The organism is Terrisporobacter glycolicus ATCC 14880 = DSM 1288, assembly GCF_036812735.1.
Taxonomy (GTDB): domain Bacteria; phylum Bacillota; class Clostridia; order Peptostreptococcales; family Peptostreptococcaceae; genus Terrisporobacter; species Terrisporobacter glycolicus.
In genome coordinates, this window is sequence record NZ_CP117523.1 from 1,466,260 (window position 1) to 1,485,845 (window position 19,586).

The 19,586-nt window shown below is 30.6% G+C and carries 17 protein-coding genes and 1 riboswitch; of the genes, 14 read left to right on the plus strand and 3 right to left on the minus strand.

Features of this window, described 5'->3' with window-relative positions; genetic code table 11:
* Nucleotides 1–202 precede the first annotated feature (202 nt).
* The 9 genes from TEGL_RS07185 to TEGL_RS07225 all read left to right on the plus strand — a co-directional run bounded on the left by TEGL_RS07185 (nucleotide 203) and on the right by TEGL_RS07225 (nucleotide 9,825).
* The gene (locus TEGL_RS07185) at nucleotides 203–1,408 is read left to right on the plus strand and encodes an FAD-dependent oxidoreductase (RefSeq protein ID WP_018589530.1); all 1,206 of its coding nucleotides are present in this window, start codon (nucleotides 203–205) and stop codon (nucleotides 1,406–1,408) included.
* Between the two features lie 46 nt (nucleotides 1,409–1,454).
* Complete coding sequence (preA, locus tag TEGL_RS07190; RefSeq protein WP_018589531.1) at nucleotides 1,455–2,687, plus strand: NAD-dependent dihydropyrimidine dehydrogenase subunit PreA; 1,233 nt, start codon at nucleotides 1,455–1,457, stop codon at nucleotides 2,685–2,687.
* 439 nt (nucleotides 2,688–3,126) lie between these two features.
* Nucleotides 3,127–4,269, plus strand: a complete 1,143-nt coding sequence (gene acrC, locus TEGL_RS07195; protein ID WP_018589532.1) for an acryloyl-CoA reductase — start codon at nucleotides 3,127–3,129, stop codon at nucleotides 4,267–4,269.
* 23 nt (nucleotides 4,270–4,292) lie between these two features.
* On the plus strand, nucleotides 4,293–5,096 hold the full coding sequence (gene acrB, locus TEGL_RS07200) for an acryloyl-CoA reductase electron transfer subunit gamma (RefSeq protein WP_018589533.1): 804 nt from the start codon (nucleotides 4,293–4,295) through the stop codon (nucleotides 5,094–5,096).
* A 22-nt stretch (nucleotides 5,097–5,118) separates the two neighbouring features.
* Nucleotides 5,119–6,225 (plus strand): acryloyl-CoA reductase electron transfer subunit beta, encoded by a 1,107-nt coding sequence (acrA, locus tag TEGL_RS07205; RefSeq protein WP_018589534.1) that lies wholly within the window; start codon nucleotides 5,119–5,121, stop codon nucleotides 6,223–6,225.
* A 112-nt stretch (nucleotides 6,226–6,337) separates the two neighbouring features.
* The gene (gene brnQ / locus TEGL_RS07210; protein ID WP_018589535.1) at nucleotides 6,338–7,693 is read left to right on the plus strand and encodes a branched-chain amino acid transport system II carrier protein; all 1,356 of its coding nucleotides are present in this window, start codon (nucleotides 6,338–6,340) and stop codon (nucleotides 7,691–7,693) included.
* Nucleotides 7,694–7,716: 23 nt separating this feature from the next.
* The gene (locus tag TEGL_RS07215) at nucleotides 7,717–8,193 is read left to right on the plus strand and encodes a hypothetical protein (RefSeq protein WP_018589536.1); all 477 of its coding nucleotides are present in this window, start codon (nucleotides 7,717–7,719) and stop codon (nucleotides 8,191–8,193) included.
* A 45-nt stretch (nucleotides 8,194–8,238) separates the two neighbouring features.
* Nucleotides 8,239–8,616, plus strand: coding sequence for a hypothetical protein (locus tag TEGL_RS07220; RefSeq protein WP_018589537.1), 378 nt, complete (start codon nucleotides 8,239–8,241; stop codon nucleotides 8,614–8,616).
* A 27-nt stretch (nucleotides 8,617–8,643) separates the two neighbouring features.
* Nucleotides 8,644–9,825, plus strand: coding sequence for a CaiB/BaiF CoA transferase family protein (locus tag TEGL_RS07225; RefSeq protein WP_018589538.1), 1,182 nt, complete (start codon nucleotides 8,644–8,646; stop codon nucleotides 9,823–9,825).
* 98 nt (nucleotides 9,826–9,923) lie between these two features.
* On the opposite strand, the gene TEGL_RS07230 is transcribed toward TEGL_RS07225, so the two are convergent.
* The 3 genes from TEGL_RS07230 to TEGL_RS07240 form a co-directional block, all read right to left on the minus strand.
* Nucleotides 9,924–10,784 carry a MerR family transcriptional regulator gene (locus tag TEGL_RS07230; RefSeq protein ID WP_018589539.1) on the minus strand — a complete coding sequence of 287 codons (861 nt, stop codon included), beginning with the start codon at nucleotides 10,782–10,784 and terminating at the stop codon, nucleotides 9,924–9,926.
* Between the two features lie 164 nt (nucleotides 10,785–10,948).
* Entirely contained in the window at nucleotides 10,949–12,268 is a 1,320-nt protein-coding gene (locus TEGL_RS07235) for a sensor histidine kinase (RefSeq protein WP_018589540.1), read from the minus strand.
* 3 nt (nucleotides 12,269–12,271) lie between these two features.
* Complete coding sequence (locus TEGL_RS07240; RefSeq protein WP_018589541.1) at nucleotides 12,272–13,009, minus strand: LytR/AlgR family response regulator transcription factor; 738 nt, start codon at nucleotides 13,007–13,009, stop codon at nucleotides 12,272–12,274.
* 535 nt (nucleotides 13,010–13,544) lie between these two features.
* Here TEGL_RS07240 and TEGL_RS07245 point away from each other — a divergent pair.
* From TEGL_RS07245 to TEGL_RS07265, 5 genes are all read left to right on the plus strand, one after another.
* Nucleotides 13,545–14,003, plus strand: a complete 459-nt coding sequence (locus TEGL_RS07245; protein WP_018589542.1) for a hypothetical protein — start codon at nucleotides 13,545–13,547, stop codon at nucleotides 14,001–14,003.
* 125 nt (nucleotides 14,004–14,128) lie between these two features.
* Nucleotides 14,129–14,587, plus strand: coding sequence for a hypothetical protein (locus TEGL_RS07250; RefSeq protein ID WP_018589543.1), 459 nt, complete (start codon nucleotides 14,129–14,131; stop codon nucleotides 14,585–14,587).
* Between the two features lie 231 nt (nucleotides 14,588–14,818).
* Nucleotides 14,819–16,135, plus strand: coding sequence for a branched-chain amino acid transport system II carrier protein (gene brnQ / locus TEGL_RS07255; RefSeq protein WP_018589544.1), 1,317 nt, complete (start codon nucleotides 14,819–14,821; stop codon nucleotides 16,133–16,135).
* Nucleotides 16,136–16,329: 194 nt separating this feature from the next.
* A complete protein-coding gene (locus TEGL_RS07260) occupies nucleotides 16,330–17,154 on the plus strand; it encodes a lysozyme inhibitor LprI family protein (protein WP_018589545.1) in 825 nt (274 codons plus the stop codon).
* 132 nt (nucleotides 17,155–17,286) lie between these two features.
* Nucleotides 17,287–17,463: riboswitch (Lysine riboswitch) on the plus strand.
* A 250-nt stretch (nucleotides 17,464–17,713) separates the two neighbouring features.
* A complete protein-coding gene (locus TEGL_RS07265; protein ID WP_018589546.1) occupies nucleotides 17,714–19,165 on the plus strand; it encodes an amino acid permease in 1,452 nt (483 codons plus the stop codon).
* Nucleotides 19,166–19,586 lie beyond the last annotated feature (421 nt).

Consider the following 19,586-nt stretch of genomic DNA (forward strand, 5'->3'; position numbering starts at 1 on the left):
AATTATAAATTAAGTATAAACGTAATGTAAACGTTTACAGTTTAGTCCTTATTCTTAAAGAAAGGAGTACAACAAAAAGAAGCATTTACAATCAGGGTTAAGTATAAGGCTAATAGGTATATGTTAGGTATAGGTATATGTACGAAGGTAACAAAGCCTTATTGTGGCTTAAAATAAAAATAGTTTAGAAAGGAAAATGAAAATGGATCAAAATAAAAAAACAGATAAGAATTTTGAATTAGTAATACGCGAAGAGGCTTCTAGATGTCTACTATGTCATGATGCACCATGTTCTAAAGCTTGTCCAGCTGGAACAGATCCAGCAAAATTTATAAGATCATTAAGATTTGAAAATCCAAAAGGGGCTATTGAAACAATAAAAGCTAACAATGTTTTAGGTGGAGTTTGTAGTAAGGTATGTCCATCAAAGGCATACTGCGAAGGAGCTTGTAGCAGAGTTGGCCTAAAAACACCAATAAAAATAAAAATGCTTCAAGAATATTTAATGGAATTAGATAAAACATTAAACGTTCCACTGTTAAGAGAAAGAAAACAAGGGGACAAGAAAGTTGCTATAGTTGGATCTGGACCAGCTGGTCTTGCAGCAGCAGTAGAATTAGTAAAAGAAGGATGTAATGTAACTGTTTACGAAAGAGATGAAAAATTAGGTGGTTACTTATCTTATGGAATACCAAGTGATAGATTATCACAGGAATTAGTTGACCATGAAATAAATCAAGTAAAAGAATTAGGTGTTGAATTCAAAAATAACACTAAAGTAGAAAATCCAAATGACTTACTAAGTAAAGGTTTTGATGCTGTTATATGGGCATGTGGACTTCACAAAGGTAAAACATTAAATATAGATGGAACAAATTTAGAAAATGTGGAAATCGGTGTTGACTATTTAAGAAGAGTTAAAGAAGATCCACAAAATCTATATGCAGGTAAAAACGTTATAGTAATTGGTGGCGGAGACGTTGCTATGGACGTTGCTAGAACTGCAAAATTAAGAGGAGCAGAAAACGTAAATATATTATACAGAAGAACTGAAAATGAAATGCCGGCATACATAGATGAAAAAGTTGAAACAAAAGAAGCTGGTGTAAACATATTTGTAAAATTCAAACCTGTTAGTATAGAAGGAAATTCAAAAGTTGAAAAAGCCACTTTTGAAAGTTTAGGTAATGATACAACAATTACAATGAAATGTGATCAGTATATATTAGCAATAAGTCAAGAAAGTGAAAGAAATATAGAAGACTTAGTAGATGCTTCAAAAGGCATATTTGCAGCTGGAGACGCGGTTTCTAGTGATAAAACTGTTGTTTATGCAATAAAGAGTGGTAAAGAAGTAGCTAATAAAGTTATTGAATATGTAAATAACGCATGTTCAGAAAAATGCTAATAAAAAATATAATTAATATCCCTAAATAAAGAAAGGTGGGCAAATAATGTTTAAGAAAGATTTATCGATTGAATTTTGTGGTGTTAAGTGTGAAAATCCATTTTTTCTATCTTCTTCACCTGTAGATAACTGTTATGAAATGTGTGCTAAAGCTTTAGAAACTGGATGGGGTGGAGTTGTATTTAAAACTCTTGGCTTCTTCATACCAACAGATTGTTCTCCAAGATTTGATGCTCTAAGAAAAGAAAGTACTGAATTTGTTGGATTTAAAAATATGGAACAAATTTCTGAACATCCATTAGAAGAAAGTTTAGAAGCTTTAAGAATGTTAAAAACTAATTATCCTACAAAAGTTATCGTTGCATCTATAATGGGTGAAAACGAGAAAGAATGGGAAGAATTAGCTAGATTAGTTACAGAAGCTGGAGCAGATATGATAGAATGTAACTTCTCATGTCCTCAAATGACTAGTCATGCTATGGGATCAGATGTTGGTCAAAACCCAGAATTAGTTAAAACATACTGTGAAGCAGTAGCTAGAGGATCTAAATTACCAATACTTGCAAAAATGACACCAAACATAGGTGATATGAACATACCAGCAATAGCATCTATGGAAGGCGGAGCAGCAGGTATATCTACTATAAATACTATAAAATCAATAACTGGAATAGATGTTGATAAAATGATAGGATTACCAGTAGTTAATGGTAAATCTTCTATATCTGGTTATTCAGGAAAAGCTGTTAAACCTATAGCATTAAGATTTATACAACAAATGAGAACAAATGATAAGTTAAAAAATGTTCCAATAAGTGGTATAGGTGGAATAGAAACTTGGAAAGATGCATTAGAATTCATAGTATTAGGAGCAAGTAACTTACAAGTTACAACTGCTGTAATGCAATATGGATATAGAATAGTTGAAGATATGATAAGTGGATTATCATACTTTATGGAAGAAAGAGGAATAGACAAATTAGAAGATTTAGTAGGAATAGCAAATAACAACATAATACCTGCTGAAGATATAGATCGTACATTTGTAATTTATCCAGAAATAGATGAAGATAAATGTTTAGGATGTGGAAGATGTTACGTTTCTTGTTTTGATGGAGGACATCAAGCATATACATACAATGAAGAAACTAGAGAAATCACATTAAACAAAGATAAGTGTGTTGGATGTCATTTATGTAGTTTAGTATGTCCAGTTGGAGCAATAGGCAAAGGCGAAATAATGTTTAGAGATGGAAAAGAAAAAGAAATAGTGATGTAATACTCAAGTAAACTAAAGAGCCATATGAAGTAAGTAAATTACTTTATATGGCTCTTTTTTATGTTGAAATAAAGTTGTGTTTCACAAGGGATGAATCTAATATTTAATGAAAAATTATATAAATAATATTCCCATAAAATACGTGTTTTTTTCAAAAAAACTCTACCAAAAAATCATGGTATTTTATGGTACAAAATATGAAATTACCTTACTTTCACAAATGAAATATATAAATATGTAAAACTTACTTCCATATAAGAGGTACAGTAGGTGGAGGGTTTTTTAAAAATACCTTAAACCTATTGAATTTAGTTGCTTTTACTTTGTTGACAGTACAGTTGCTATATAAGATATAACTTAATTAAGATAGTAATTTGAAGTAAGACAAAATTAAAAATGTATATATAGAAAATAGATAAAAGAAAGGATGAAATAACATATGGATTTTTCATTAACTAGAGAACAGGAAATGATAAAAAGATTAGCCGGACAGTTTGCACAAGAAGTGTTAGATCCAGTTGCAGCTGAAATTGATGCTGAGCACACTTTTCCAGTTGATAATTTCAAGAAAATGGCGGCGATAGGATTTACAGGTATAGGTGTTCCTAAAGAGTATGGTGGATCAGGCGGCGGTGCCTTGGAAGAGGTGTTAGCAGTTTCTGAATTTGCAAAGAAATGTATGTCTTCTGCAGCCATACTATCAATCCATTTAATTGCACCTCATGCCATTTATAAATTCGGAAATGAAGAACAAAAACAAAAATTCTTACCAAAACTTACTAAAGGTGGATCTTTGGGAGCCTTTGCTCTTACTGAACCAAATGCAGGTTCAGATGCAGGAGCTGCAAAGACTACAGCAATACTTGACCCTGAAACAAACGAGTATGTTTTAAATGGTACTAAATGTTTTATTTCTGGAGGTAGCCGTGCAGATATATTACTAATATTTGCACTTACTCAGCCAGAAAAAGGACTAAAAGGTATGTCAGCAATAATAGTTGAAAAAGGTACTCCAGGATTTAGTATTGGTAAAGTAGAGTCAAAAATGGGACTTAGTGGTTCTGAAACTGCTGAATTAATATTTGAAGATTGTAGAGTTCCAGCATCTAACCTTCTAGGAAAAGAAGGACAAGGATTTAAAATAGCAATGCAAGCTCTTGATGGTGCTCGTATAGGAACAGGTGCACAAGGAGTAGGTGTTGCAGAGGGAGCTTTGGAATTATCAGTTAAATATACAAAAGAACGTGTACAATTTGGAAAACCTATAGGAGCTTTACAAGGAATACAGTGGTATATAGCTGACATGGCTACTAAAACAGAAGCAGCTAAAGCACTTGTTTACTATGCAGCATATCTAAAAGATGCGGATAAACCTCACACAACAGAAGCTGCTATGTGTAAACTAAATGCAGCAGAAAATGCGCGTTTTGTAACGAATTTGGCACTCCAAATTCACGGTGGATATGGTTATATGAAAGACTATCCGCTTGAAAGAATGTATCGTGATGCTAAGATTACTGAAATTTATGAAGGTACTTCTGAAATTCACAAGGTGGTTATAGCAAGAGCAGTTATGAAATAAGGAAAAAAGGAGTGTATGAAACAATGAGAATTTATGTTTGTGTTAAACAAGTACCAGATACATCTGGTAAAGTAGCAGTTAATCCAGATGGAACACTTAACCGTGGTTCCATGTCTACTATTATAAATCCAGATGACATGATTGCTATAGAGCAAGCGTTAAAATTAAAAGATGAATTAGGATGTGAAGTAACAGCAGTAACAATGGGACCTCCTCAAGCAGAAAAAATGATTAGAGAAATACTTGCCATGGGTGCAGATGACGCTGTACTTATATCTTCTCGTGAATTTGGTGGTTCTGATACTTTTGCCACATCACAAATTATTGCAGCAGCAATTACTCACTTAGGTATAAGTGATGAAGATATAATTTTCTGTGGACGTCAAGCAATAGATGGAGATACTGCACAAGTAGGTCCACAAATTGCAGAAAAACTAAACATTCCACAAGTTACTTATGCAGCAACAATTAAAAAAGAAGATAATAAATTAGCTATAAAACGTATGCTTGAAGATGGATATATGATGATAGAAGTTAAGACTCCTTGTCTTATAACATGTGTTAAAGAAGATAATATATTACCTCGTTATATGACTATAAACGGAATTATGGAATGTTATAGCAAACCACTTACTGTTCTTAATTTTGAAGCATTAAAAGATGAACCATTAATTGACGTTGATACTATAGGTCTTAAAGGTTCACCTACTAATATATTTAAGTCATTTACACCACCACAAAAAGGTGTGGGAATAATGCTTGAAGGTGATGGTAAAGAAACAGTAGCTGAGTTAACTAGTAAATTAGAAAAACTACATGTTATTTAATTGTGAAAGGAGACAATCAAATATGGAATTTAATAGTTCTCGTATAGAAGAATTTAAAGATATTTGGGTATTTTGTGAACAACGTCATGGACAGATGATGAACACAAATTTTGAATTAATATCTGAAGGACGTAAACTAGCTGATGAAAGAGGTTCAAAACTTATTGGTGTAATCCTTGGACATAATATATCTCATCTTGCAAAAGAACTTGGAGGTTATGGAGCAGATAAAGTAATTATCTGTGATGATAAAAATCTTAAAGAATATACTACAGATGCATATACAAAGGTGTTTTGTGATGTGGTAATGGACAAAAAACCAGAAGTTGTACTAATAGGTGCATCTAATATAGGAAGAGATTTGGCACCAAGATGTGCAGCTAGACTACACACAGGACTTACGGCAGACTGTACACATTTAGATATAGACATGAATAATTATGTTGATTTTATAGCAACATCTTCTACTCTTGATTTGTCAAAGACAAAATTCAAAATGGAAGATACAAACTTAAAAATGACAAGACCTGCCTTTGGTGGTCACTTAATGGCTACAATAATATGTCCTAGATTTAGACCTTGTATGTCAACAGTTAGACCAGGTGTTATGAAAAAAGGTGAGTTTAGTGAAGAAAAAGCAAAAGCTTGTGAAGTTGAAATATATCCAGTTAGTATTTGTGAAGATGACTTACAAACAAAAGTTTTGGAAGTTGTAAAAGAAGCTAAACAAATGGTGGATCTTATAGGAGCAGAGGTTATAGTTTCTGTAGGACGTGGAATTAGCAAGGATATTGAAAAAGGAATACAACTTGCTAAAGAACTTGCAGATGCTTTTGGTGGAGGAGTTGTAGGAGGTAGCCGTGCTGTTATAGATTCTGGCTGGTTATCAGCAGATCACCAAGTAGGGCAAACAGGAAAAACAGTTCACCCAAAAGTATATGTAGCTTTAGGTATATCAGGAGCAATTCAACATAAAGCAGGTATGCAAGACTCTGAGTTGATTATCGCAATAAACAAAGATGAAAAAGCACCAATTTTTGACTGTGCTGACTTTGGTATAAGTGGAGATTTATTTAAAATTGTTCCAATGATGATAGACAACATAAAAGAAGCTAAAAACAATAAATAAATAAGCAATAGATGTATGACAATAGATATCTGCCTCTAGTTATCTAATTGCAAATCCATAATTAATACCTTTGTAGCTTTAATATATGAATATTAGATTTATGGAGGATATAATGAATAATTTAAACAAAAATGGAGATTTGAAACTACCAGCTTTATTTATGATGGGTGGAGCATTATTTTCCATGCACTTTGGAGCATCGAGCATGGTTTGGCCAATGAACTGGGGAAAAGAGAGTGGTTCATCTGTACTAATAGCTTTTGCTGGGGCATTTATTACATCATTGTTACTTACGCTACTTGCTTATATTGCATTATCACGAGGGAATGGTAGTTATAGTAAAATTGCAAATCGTGTTTTAGGTAAAAAATTAGGAAAATTTTATACAGTACTAACAATTGTTATACTGGGCCCCCTATATGCTATACCGCGTATGAGTGCAGCAGCATGGGACTCAATAGTTCAAGCCTTTGGGCTAAATTCACAATCTAAGTTACCTCTTATTATATTTACAATTATATTTTATATAGTAACTTATGTGTTTTTAATTAGTCCAGGAAAAACTATGGATCGTATTTCTAAAATCTTATTTCCACTACTTCTTATTATAGTAATAATCGTTGTAGGAAAGGGACTTATAGATCCAATATCAACACCAGTAGCTAAAACTTATGAAGGTTCAGCCTTCTCCTATGGTTTTACTAATGGATATGCAACAGCTGAAATACTTTGTGCCCTAATATTTGGTGTGGTTATCTTAAACTCACTAAAAGCAAAGGGCGTTTCAGAAAGTCGTATGAGTAAAAATATTATTAGAGTAGGTATAATAGGTATTGCACTTTTATCTATTACACATCTATGTCATATGCTAATAGGTGCTTCAACAGGAGGCACAATAGATTTAACTTATACAGCTCTTTATACTGAAGTTTCCACTAAGTTGTTGGGAAAAACGGGTGGAATATTATTCTCAGTAGCACTATTCTTTGCAGCTCTTACCACTGCAATAGGAATGACTTCTGGATGTGCAGAATTTTTCGTAGACACAACACAGGGAAAAATTGATTACAAGAAGGCATCTATTTCAATATTAATACTTAGTACAATATTTGGTTGTATGGGACTTTCATCAATACTTGCATTTTTAGGACCAATACTTGATGGAATATACCCAGCAGCAATAGTACTTGTAATATACTATGCTCTTGTACCAAACAGCCAAGAAGAAAGAAAATTAAAAGTATGTTCTTATGCAATGATAACAGCCTTAATATTTGGTGCTATTGATACAATTTACGCTTATGGAATTAAATTAAATATAAATTTAGGTGTTTTAAACAAGTTCTATGAGGCACTTCCTCTATCATCTGAAAAACTTGCATGGTTTCCATGGACAATGGCCGTTGTTATTATTGGATGTTTAATAATTATATGCAAGAAAGATAAGATAGAAGATGTTGTTAGTTAAAAAAATTATTTGGAGGAGTTATTATGAGAAAAGTATCTTATTTAAGTTATAACATGACAACTGCAGATGCAGCTAATCCAGATGGATTAATATCAATTGGACGTCAGTTTGATTTTATAGGTGACGTTGAAACAGAGGAAATGATTTTATGCGATGGTGATGAGTCACTTTGCTTAGGATATCACGATGTAAAATGTTACAAAGACGTTTATGTAGGAGATATGGTAGATTACAAAGCAACATTAGTAAAGGTGGGGAATTCTTCTCGTGACTGTAAAATAGAAGTTTACAAACTTGCTACACCAGCATTTCGTGAAGGAAAAACAGATTGTAAAAAAGGTGAAATGATCTGGTTTGATGAGCCAGTACTTTGTACAGAAGGATATGTACGTTTAGTAGTTAAAAAACACTTACAACGTGGAGAACAACCAGAAGGATTGGTTACAGATCCATGGTTCCCACTTGATGATTTTCCAGAGGAAGCAGAAGCTGAAATATAAGTTTTAAATTTAAATAAAAAATAATATGAAAAGGGGAGTTAAATTATGAACGAACAACAGACAGCAACATTCCGTTATAGAATGTCAAATAGAGATGTTTTTTATCTTGGTGGATTAATAAATGGAGCAAGAAATATTACTCTTATGAATGATACAGCAGTAAGATTAATGGCTAAGGTGTTTGGAAATACAGGTCATTGTGTGGAAGTTAAAAAAATACGTTTATATACACCATCTCAAGCAGGAGACTATATGGAATATATAGCAAGAGCTAAGAAAATAGATGGTAACAAAGCATTAATTGAAGTAAGAGCTTTTAAAGTTATAGAAGTTCCTAAAGACCCACCATTCCCAAGTTCTATAGATGTACTTCCTGAGCCAGTACTATCTACAGTAGGACAATTTGTTTATGAAACTTTTTAAAATATGAAATAAAGGAGAGTAATAATCATGAAAAAAGCACTGGAAGGATTAAAAGTTGTAGATCTTACTTCCGCATTAAATGGACCATTTTGTACAATGATGTTAGCTGACTATGGTGCAGATGTTATAAAAATAGAACCTGTTAATGGGGACCAATGTCGTGAATGGGGCCCAATAGATGAAAAAAGTGGAGAAAGTGGTTTTTACTGCTATGTGAATCGTAATAAAAAAGGTGTTACTCTTAACCTTAAATCAGAAAAAGGTAAAAAAATGTTCTATGATTTAGTAAAAGATGCAGACGTAGTTGTAGAAAATTACAAAGGAGGAGTTACTACAAGACTTGGAATAGATTATGAATCTGTTAAAAAAGTAAATCCTTCTATAATATATGCATCAGGTTCAGGATTTGGACAAAACAGTCCTATATCTCATAGAGCTTGTTATGACATAGTGGCACAAGCCATGGGCGGTATGATAAACCTTACTGGCTACAAAGAAAATAATCCAGTAAAAGTTGGACCTTCTATTGCAGACCACGTTGCAGGAATTTACTTAACAGTTGGCTTATTAATAGCACTTTATAATAGAGAAAAAACTGGTGAAGGACAGCTTGTTGATGTATCAATGATAGATACAATATTTAGTTTACTAGAAAATGCCCTTGTTAACTATACAGTGGGAGGAATTATACCAGAGCGTAATGGAAATATAGATCCTTCAATAGCTCCATTTGATGTATATGAATGTAAGGACGGTTTTGTTGCTGTAGGTGTTGGTAACGACAGACTTTTCGAAAAATTCTGTAAAACAATAAATCATGAAGAACTATTAGAAGACCCAAGATTTACAACAAATGATCTACGTTGTAAAAATTACGTTCCAGATTTAAAAAATTTAATTGGGCAGTGGTGTAAGGATTATACTAAAAAAGAAATGGAAGACATTATGGACAACGCAGGAATACCATGCGGACCTATCTTAAATGTTAAGGAAGCTATTGAACATCCACATATTCAAGCGCGTGAGATGATGGTACACTGTGAACATCCAACTGCTGGAGATCAATATTTCCAAGGATGTGTTATGAAACTTTCTGAAACTCCAGGTAGTGTAGACACACCAGCACCACTTCTTGGCCAACACAATGCAGAGGTATTTGGTCTAAGTGAAGAAGAAGTAAAAGTATTAAAAGAAGAAGGCGTAATGTAGGTTTCCCTAAAACCCATTTATAATAAATTAAAGCATAAAAATTAAAAGAGAAGTATTTCATTTTAAATGATATACTTCTCTTTTAATTTTTATTGTGCCTAGGCCTTTTCAATTGGAATTATTACCTTTGTAACATGTTCATCTGGGTTATTTACATCAAAAGGAGATATAATAAATTCCTCGGAAATATTACCACTAATATTGTATCCATTTTTATTTATATACTGAATCATTTTAATATGTGTATTTATTATATTTGAATAGTCGCCCACATGAATAGTAGTAGCTGCTGTAAATCCACCAAACTTCTTACAATTACACGATTCAATAGGAGCATCTAAATACATACCAAATTCGATCTCAATATCTTTATATAAAAATTGTTCTAAAGGGTTTGAATAATAAGTAACAAGGATTGAACCTTTATTTTCTATATTTATTTTGTTAGACAAATTAATAAGCTCAACCCATCTTTCCAATGAAACATCTTTATTTGAATAATTTTTCATAACTTTTCTAGTATAAAATAAGTAAGATTCAGAAATTTCTTCAATAGTTATACCTTTTGATTCAACCTCGTCTTTTGAGTACAAAGATAGTATATCAACGCCCTTTTTTAATCTTTGGGAAAAGGTACAACCTTCTGCATATTTTTGTTGTAGTTTTTTTATTTCCTCGGAAATTTCGACTAATTTTGAGTCAATACTTTCTTCTAGAATATGAGCTTTGTTATCATTTATAATATTATGTATTTCTTTTAATCCAAATCCAAGCATTCTAAGTTTGCGAACAATACAGATTGTCACCATTTGTTCCTTACTATAGTATCTATAATTACTTTCGGCATCTCTAAAAGAAGGTATTACTAATTTTATGGAATCATAGTATCTTAAAGTTTTTATAGGAATATTGCAAATTTTCTCAACTTCGCCTATGGAATATTTTTCTCGTAAATTCATATATAGCTCCCCCCGTGAATATTGGTATTGTGAAATGTATTTAATATATTTTGGAAATATACATTGTTAATAAATAGACTAGTATATATTAAATTATAGCACAATTGCATGAATGAATGAAAAAGTTTCGTTCATGTATGGTCCAAGGAAAGGGACTATTTTATTTAACAATTATTTATAAATAAAATAGTAGAAAACCAGCCATTTTCATAACTACAAGATAAGCTAGAGTTATATTTTTCTGTAAATGCTTTTACAGAGCGCATACCTATGCCATGGCCCAAAGAAGATGTTACAGGAAGATTATCTTTACCAAAGCTTACTTTTCCATCAAATCTATTTTTTATTCTAAATGCTAAAGTTCCATTTGAATACTTTGAACTAATCTCAATAATCTTATCCTCATTTGATTTTTGTTCTAAACTTGCATGAAGAGCATTTTCCATAAGGTTCAAAATAACAACGGCTAAATCTGTAGTATCAATATTCAGTTCACAAGGAATATCTATTTTTGTAATAACCTTAATGTCTTCTTTAATTGCTTTTTTAATATAAGCAGACAAGGAAGCGTCAATAATAGGGTTTTTGCAAAATGAAATTATATTGGTCTTAGCTAAAGTGTTATTCATATTATCAATAATATTATTAATTTCATCATAATTGCCTTCATCTAACATGGTTTTTATTAGGTATAGGCGGTGCCTCATATCATGTCTAAGTATGCTTAAGCTTTCCTTATTTTTATCAATATCCTGTAAATGTGTATTTAAGTCAGAAACCTGAAGCTTTAGAAGTTGGTTATTGTGAAGTATGTCAGCTTTGTTTTTCTTTTCGGAAAAATCAATACTAGTACATTTAAATACGGAAAAACAAGCAATAATTGTTAATAAACGTGATAGTAGTTGGTTGAAGCTATTTACCCATTGATTATTCATAGTTATTATTGCATCACTAAAAAAAAGACAAAATGGTATAATCCATAATACATTCCAATAATGTGAGTTTTCCTCTTTCATATAAATCATAAAAGTACCTTTTATAACTCTAATAAGAGGATAAATAGCAATTATAAATAGAAATATATATAGCATGGACTGTAAGTAAAATTGATAATAAATTGGTTCACTTAAAAAAAAGCATGATTGAAGAAAAGATATTATAGTATGTAAAAATAAAGAATAAATTGATTGCATAGCTGCAACAAACATATGCTGAAAAAATCTTGATTTAATTATTACACAATTTATAAGTATAAATATAATAGCTCCACGCATAATAGTTTTTTTAAAAGTGAAAATTTGCATACCATATTTATTAATTGCTAGAAAAAGTAAAACAGCTTCTAGTATAAAAAATACTAAATATGTAGCAAAAAGCAATTTTCTTTTTTTGTTTTTTATATAACTATGAAAAGGCAAATATCTAATAATAATCCCTGGAATTTGGTCCAATGATATCGATATAGCAACTATGAAAGAATTCATATGCTAAATGCCTCTTTTCTTTAAAAAATATTCGAAATAAATATCTTTAATAGTGGATTTTTTACGTTTACTAATTGGAATAATCTCACCATTTGACAATACAAAATCGTCAGACTCTATCCTGTCTACATGTTCCATATTCACAATTATTCCTCTAAAACATTCAATAAATCTTTTATCACTTAGCAAGATTTCCAAGTAATTGTTTAAGCTTTTGTTAGAAACAAGAGTAGTTTTAGTAGTATGGAATTTACTTATTCTACGCTCACAATCAACATATACAATATTAGAAAAAAGTAAATTTATTGGTTTTTTATTTATGATTATTTCTAAGGATGACGTGTCTAAATTTAAATTTTCAAGACAATAATCAAGAGCAGTAAATAGTTTGTCTTTATGAAGTGTTATTGGCTTAATTATATAAAATACTGCTTTTACTTCGAAACTGTCAAGTATATGATCATTACTTGTAGTTAAAAAAATTATATTACATGATTTATCAATATCGAAAATTTTTCTGGAAGTTTCAATACCTGTAAGTTTATGCATGTATATATCTAAAATTATAATATCATAATAATTAGCTTTAAAAATCGATAAGAAATTTTCCCCACTTTCAAACTCATCTATTTTTAAATCCATATTATTTGGTTCTGTAAACCTGTCTAAAAAGAACTCATTTACTAAGTTTTTCACATCAGTTCTATCTTTAATTAAATCGTCTATAATAGCTATTCTCATATTACCCCCATAATAATTAGAAAACTTTATATAAATTCTACCACAAAATGGTATTTAGGTGCAAAGTATTGTCTCTGGGTGCAAAAATATAGAAAAAATATGAAAAATTAATTATTATTATTTTAGTTGCTAATAAGTTTTCTAAAAGAAAAAATATATTAATAGTGCATATATTAGTAATGGCGGTTTCTAGTATTTATGCAATGATATATTTTACATAGAAGTCTAGGCGTAACTAATTATGGGGATTATAAAAGCTATTGATGAATTATAAATGATGTATGGGGATACAAGTCAAATTCATTACTAGTTAAAAGTTTTAAAACTTAGGGGTCAAGTTGATTCAAGGGGAATTACATGAACGGCCAATAAAAGAGAGGAGCTATTGCAAATAGGGGTTAGCAATAGTTCCTTTTAGTTTGCTTATATTAATTATAAATATTTTATAAGAATAAATTATTTATAAATTTAGCAAAATAAGCAGATACAGCAAAAATAAATAAGTGATAAGTTTTGATTACAGGAGATAATAAAAATGAGCAAAGAGATAATAATTGGTATTATAATTGTAGTTGCTTTATTTGGCATATTCTCTTTTGGTACAAAGTATGTGGAAAATCCCCAACCACAAAAGACAGAAGACAGAGTTGAGGACAATTTACATTCAACTAACAAAAATAAATCTTTCGGATTTGACCTTGTGGCAGAAACACACAACGAAAAAGAAATAGAGTTTTTAAATATTTATAGAGGTACTATTATGGAATATCTAACTAGCAATGGTATAGAACTGGAAGACTTATGGGTTGCAGTTTATTATGATGGACTAAATAGAGGTAAACCTCACATATTATTCAAAATAAGAACATATAATAACGAGGAAAAAAAGAACCTTATAGAAGAGTTATTTGCCAAAGAAAACTTAGATATGCTGTTTACTGGATCCAACTATGATGTATGGTTAAATAGCATAGATAACTACAATACTAAATAAATTTTTATTAAGCTATGATTTTATATATGAAAAACATAGCTTTTTTACGTATACAAAAAATTTGCAGCATTTTTTAGAAGTGGTATAATTAAATCGGCACTATAAATTATAAGGAGATTAAAAATATGTTAAAAGAGATAAAAATAGGGGGAAAATTTTCTTACTTAGAGAACGATTATAGATTATGCTGTATGGGTGAGGGAAATTTTGAAACTGCTGAAAAAACTCTGCAATATTTTTTAGGAATTTTAGAAGATGAAGAAAAAAGTATGATAGGTTTTGATGAAAATGACATAAATAGTGTTTTCAAAGCTTATGGTAAAAAAATCATTTACTTCTATGAAGATATGGAATTATATAGTGAAGAAAGAATAGAGTTTGTTAAAGAAATGAGAGCCAAGTTTCCAGAGTGTGTTGTTCATATTGTAATGAGCAGTGGAGAAGTATGTAGTTTACATGATGTGCACGAAAGATGCAAAGAAATGATAGAACTTAATGAAAAACTTGGTGGAGAAATGTACTTACACAACGTTGTAAACAAAAATTTAGATGAAATTTCTACAAAAATAGTCGTTGGTATGTAGAAATTAGTAATATTAAGATTTTGAGGGGCGCTTTTAAAATAAATGCACCCTTCATTGGTAGGAAATGTTATTATGTTTTTTAAAATAATGGTTAAATTAATGTTAAAAATCACTCCAAATGATAAATATATGTTAAATAATTGAGAAATTATAGACGTTAAGAACTTAGAAATGTATAATTTTTTTTAATTGATAAATAAACATAAATGAATTTTTTAAGGGGGCTTTAACATGAAAAGGCAGCAGAAGGACATCATTGTAGTTGGATTTGCACTATTCGCAATGTTTTTTGGAGCAGGAAATCTAATCTTTCCACCATACCTTGGTGTAGTAAGTGGTAGTGGATGGATGACTGGTTTTACAGGTTTTATTATTGCAGACGTTGGCTTAGCATTACTTGCAATAATGGCAGCAGCCAAGTGCCAAGGAGATATAAACACTGTACTAGGAAGAACTGGGAAAAGGTTATCATTTATTCTGGCAACAGCAATAATGATTTGCCTAGGACCACTTTTAGCAATACCTAGAACAGGTGCAACAACATTTGAAATGGGAATACAACCAATTTTTGGTGGATTCAGCCCAATTTTATTCTCAGTTTTATTCTTTGGTTTAACACTTGTTCTTACAATAAAACCATCTAAAGTAGTAGACATTATAGGACAATACTTAACGCCAGCTTTGTTAATAGCATTAATATTTTTAATAATAATGGGTGTAGTATCACCACTTGGTGATTTAAATGAAGCACCAGTAATAAGCAATATATTCTCTGAAGGTATATCTCAAGGATACCAAACAATGGACCCATTAGGAGCAATAGCACTATCTGCAGTTGTAATTATTTCTCTTACTCAAAAGGGATATACAGAAGAATCACAAAAGATAAAATTAACTTTACAAGCTGGACTTGTAGCTGCAGTAGCCTTAGTTATAGTATATGGAGGTTTAACATATTTAGGTTCAACTGTGGCTCATCAATTTGCTGGAGTTAGCCCAAAAGATATAAACCAAACTTCACTAATAGTTGGCATAACAGAGCAATTATTAGGAAAACCAGGAAAAGTAGTCTTAGCAATAATAGTTGGACTAGCATGTTTGACGACAGCTATAGGACTTGTATCAGCAACAGCACAATACTTTACTAAAATAACTAAAGGTGCTTTAAAATATGAAACTATAGTTATTGTTGTATGTATATTTAGCGCAGTAGTATCTAACTTTGGTGTAAGTACTATAATACAATTTTCTGCACCAATATTATCAGTTATTTACCCTGCAACAATAGTTTTAGTAATAATGACTTTATTTGGTCACAAAATTAAAAATGACAATGCATTTAAAGGAGCAACATATGTGGCACTACTTGTAAGTATTCTTACAGTTGCAAATAACATGGGCTTCGAAATTGCATTTATAAATAAATTACCACTTAGTACTTTAGGATTTAACTGGATTATTCCAGCAATCATTGGAGGTATTATAGGAAGCATTATACCAAACCATAAGGATGATAAGGGATATGACAGAATTGATGACGCCTTATAAACATTTAAATACTATACAATAATAAAAAAGTCTGAGGGATTTAATTTTCTCTTAGGCTTTTTTATTTGCACTTAAAGATTTTATTATGACTAACTATATATTAATTCTATAAAATATATAGATATTCAACAAAATATTTAATATAATTAATATATAAAATAGAAATATTTGTAAAGCAAGAAGGGATTGAGTAAATGAAAAAAGTAATAATGCTATTAACTATATTATGTTTATTTGTTGTAGGATGTAGCAAAAAAGAGGATACATCATCTTATGATAAATATTTAGAAGATGGGAAAAGAGCAGCCACAAATGAAGAATACGATAAAGCAAAGAACTTATTTGGTTTAGCAAAAGAGGAAAATAATAATGAAGAAGAAGCAAATGCACTTTATAAGCAAACAAATAATTTAATAGAAGCAATTGATTCTAAGGAAAAGAAACACTACGATGTGGCAATACAGCTTTGTGCATCAATAGAAACAATAAATAGTGAAAGTGACATAATAAAAAAGGCTGCAACGGATTTAAAGAAAAAGTGTGTAAACTTAAAGAATAATCCTGACCAAGAAGAAAAAGAAGAAAAAGAAGCAAAAAAAGAAAAGAAAAAGACAGTAAAAGATAAGGCTAAAGAGGAAAGCAAAACAGCTAAAAATATTAAAAATGATTATAAAAATAAAGCTAAAGAAGCTAAAGATTTAGCAGTTAAAAGAGATGGTATATTTAGATATCAAGCAGCATTAATAAAGACTCTAAGATCTTATGATATGAAGGACGTTGAAAGTGCAAAAGCAGTTTATGAGTTAAGTGATGAAATGTTAAATAATTTATATAAAGATTTAAAAACAAATTTGGATAAAAGTTTATTTAATAAGTTGAAAAAAGAGCAAGTTCAATGGGTTGAGGAAAAAATGGCAAAAGAAAAGGGGCTTAGAAAGGATAAACTTTTTATGTACCAAAGTCTTGCCACAATTACCATTGATAGATGTGAGAAGTTCAATGAAAGGTATTATAGATAATAACAAATATTGGTACTTTAGTTTTCATGGTTAATTTAAAAAATTGCTTTGAAATTTAATTAAATTTAGTGAAAAACATTTACAAAATTCATTAAATGGCGTATAATTAATACATAAATTTAAACTAAGTATAAAAAAGATAGAGGAGCGGTAATTAATAGTACTAGTAATTAGTAAAAGCATAAAAATTTACTAGGAAAGGAAGTATCGCCGAAGTTGTATAATTGAAGCTAAAAAGTTGTACAGCTGGGGATGCAGAGAATATCTGTATCACTGTCACAAATTATTTTGTGGTGAGCTATCATTTAAGGGATAATATATACTTAAATATACTGTATCCATTTTAGTGTATTTTTGTATTTACGTAGCCTTGAGTGTTAAGCTCAAGGCTTTTTTTATTGTAAGTTATGTTTTTCTGATTTATAGATAAATTACAATAACCAACTTATTGACGCGAGTAAGGTTGTTGACAAAGTGGTAGCAACATAATTCACTAACACGTCATTCGAGCCAAGCAAATTTTTTATATGGGAAATATCTATTGTAGAGGAGAGACATCATGGGAGAAAATAAAAAAATAAAATTATGGGCATTAGTAATGCTTATATTTGTTCCTACTTTTAATTTTACTAACATCGCAAGTAACGCAGTATATTTAGGGGCAACTGCTATACCTTCATGGGTGATAGTATCAGTACTATACTTTTTACCACTGTGTGGAGTTATAGCTGAAATGGCATCTTTTAACAAAGACAAAGACGGTGGAATTTATACTTGGGTAGAACAAGCAATAGGTGAAAAATGGGCATTCATAAGTACATGGTCTTATTTTATAGGTATACTTTTCTATCTACAAATGGTCTTTTCCAGAATACCTGTAGCAGCATCATGGGCTTTACTTGGAAGAAACGTATTTACTGATTCCAATGCTTATTTGTTGCCAATACTATCAATATTTATATGTATAGCTATGACATATATAGCAACAATAGGTGTAAGTAAATTCTCTAAGCTGGCTGATTTTGGAGGGAAATTTACTCTAGCAGCAACAATAATATTTATAGTAATGACTGTAGTTGGATATTTTAACGGAACACCTTCTGCAACTGAGTTTAGTGTGGAAACAGTTGTTCCAAAATTTAATGTAAGTTATTTCTCAACTTTTTCTTGGTTGCTATTTGCAGTATCAGGTTCAGAAGTTGCAGGGACATATATAAAACAAACAGAAAATCCTAAAAAGACATTTCCAAAAGCAATGGTTATAGCAACTATACTTATAGCATTATCATATATACTTGGTTCTGTGGCTGTACAATTAATAGCATCACCAGAAGTTTTGGAAAGTGCTGGTATAAAAGATGCAGGGTATGTGGTTTATAGTATAGTAGCAAACAACTTTGGAATAAATGGAAAAATAGTAGTTCAAATATATGCGGCGATATTCTTAGTAACATCAATAGCAGCTTATATAATATGGATGGAGTCTCCAATAAGAGCTATGTTTGGAGAAGTTCCAAAGGGAACATTCCCAGAATTCTTAGTTAAGAAAAGAGAAGATGGAACATTAGTAAACGCACTATGGACCCAATGTGCAATATTAATAGTATTAATAGCCATACCACTATTTGGACTAAAGTCTATAGATGCATTCTTTAAATTGTTAACAGACTTATCAGCTTTAACAGTTGTTATACCATATATAATCCTTATGTGTGCATATATGTCATTTAGAAAAAATAATAAAAACATTGATTTTAAATTCTTTAAATCAGATGTACTTGCCTACACTATGTCAGGAATAGCTTTAGTACTATCTTGTACAGGGTTCTTGGGAGCAGGTCTTGACTATGTCGTTGGATCTAGTGGAACAGAAGCTATTTTACTAATAGTAAAAACCTATGGTGGACCAGTAATTCTTATAAGTATGGGACTTGCCATAAGATTTATATCGCAAAAGTCTTATAATAAATCCAATGAAGGTAGATTGGAAGATAAGAAAAAGGCTATGTAAGATGTTTGATGAAAAGTAAGCAGATATAATTGAAAGCGTGTATTTTCTTATTGGAAAGTACATGCTTTCTTTTGCTTTACTTTAAAGATAGAAGAGAAAGTTAAAAATATGCTTATAAAATTAAAAATAAGAAATTTTATTATGTGAATTATTGTTGATTTATACTTTAAGAAGTATATAATTAACAATAGAGTGATTTTTAAAAAAGAAATTAGTATTTAAGTTTTGTTATTATAAAATTATTATAAAAAGTCATATTGCAAGACTTGGATAATTGAAAGCTAGTTATTTCAATTACTTGAGGTCGTACTACTATAAGAATGAATTCCATTAAAACAAGGATTGAAACTTGGAGTAATTGCAGCGGCTCAGCAAGAAAAAATAAGTGTTTTTTTATACTTATTTTTTCTTCCAAAACACA

Excerpts from the sequence above, each read along its gene's own strand:
- TEGL_RS07185 (WP_018589530.1), top strand. The coding sequence starts at position 203 with ATGGATCAAAATAAAAAAACAGATAAGAATTTTGAATTAGTAATACGC.
- preA (WP_018589531.1), top strand. The coding sequence starts at position 1,455 with ATGTTTAAGAAAGATTTATCGATTGAATTTTGTGGTGTTAAGTGTGAA.
- acrC (WP_018589532.1), top strand. The coding sequence starts at position 3,127 with ATGGATTTTTCATTAACTAGAGAACAGGAAATGATAAAAAGATTAGCC.
- acrB (WP_018589533.1), top strand. The coding sequence starts at position 4,293 with ATGAGAATTTATGTTTGTGTTAAACAAGTACCAGATACATCTGGTAAA.
- acrA (WP_018589534.1), top strand. The coding sequence starts at position 5,119 with ATGGAATTTAATAGTTCTCGTATAGAAGAATTTAAAGATATTTGGGTA.
- brnQ (WP_018589535.1), top strand. The coding sequence starts at position 6,338 with ATGAATAATTTAAACAAAAATGGAGATTTGAAACTACCAGCTTTATTT.
- TEGL_RS07215 (WP_018589536.1), top strand. The coding sequence starts at position 7,717 with ATGAGAAAAGTATCTTATTTAAGTTATAACATGACAACTGCAGATGCA.
- TEGL_RS07220 (WP_018589537.1), top strand. The coding sequence starts at position 8,239 with ATGAACGAACAACAGACAGCAACATTCCGTTATAGAATGTCAAATAGA.
- TEGL_RS07225 (WP_018589538.1), top strand. The coding sequence starts at position 8,644 with ATGAAAAAAGCACTGGAAGGATTAAAAGTTGTAGATCTTACTTCCGCA.
- TEGL_RS07230 (WP_018589539.1), bottom strand. The coding sequence starts at position 10,784 with ATGAATTTACGAGAAAAATATTCCATAGGCGAAGTTGAGAAAATTTGC.
- TEGL_RS07235 (WP_018589540.1), bottom strand. The coding sequence starts at position 12,268 with ATGAATTCTTTCATAGTTGCTATATCGATATCATTGGACCAAATTCCA.
- TEGL_RS07240 (WP_018589541.1), bottom strand. The coding sequence starts at position 13,009 with ATGAGAATAGCTATTATAGACGATTTAATTAAAGATAGAACTGATGTG.
- TEGL_RS07245 (WP_018589542.1), top strand. The coding sequence starts at position 13,545 with ATGAGCAAAGAGATAATAATTGGTATTATAATTGTAGTTGCTTTATTT.
- TEGL_RS07250 (WP_018589543.1), top strand. The coding sequence starts at position 14,129 with ATGTTAAAAGAGATAAAAATAGGGGGAAAATTTTCTTACTTAGAGAAC.
- brnQ (WP_018589544.1), top strand. The coding sequence starts at position 14,819 with ATGAAAAGGCAGCAGAAGGACATCATTGTAGTTGGATTTGCACTATTC.
- TEGL_RS07260 (WP_018589545.1), top strand. The coding sequence starts at position 16,330 with ATGAAAAAAGTAATAATGCTATTAACTATATTATGTTTATTTGTTGTA.
- TEGL_RS07265 (WP_018589546.1), top strand. The coding sequence starts at position 17,714 with ATGGGAGAAAATAAAAAAATAAAATTATGGGCATTAGTAATGCTTATA.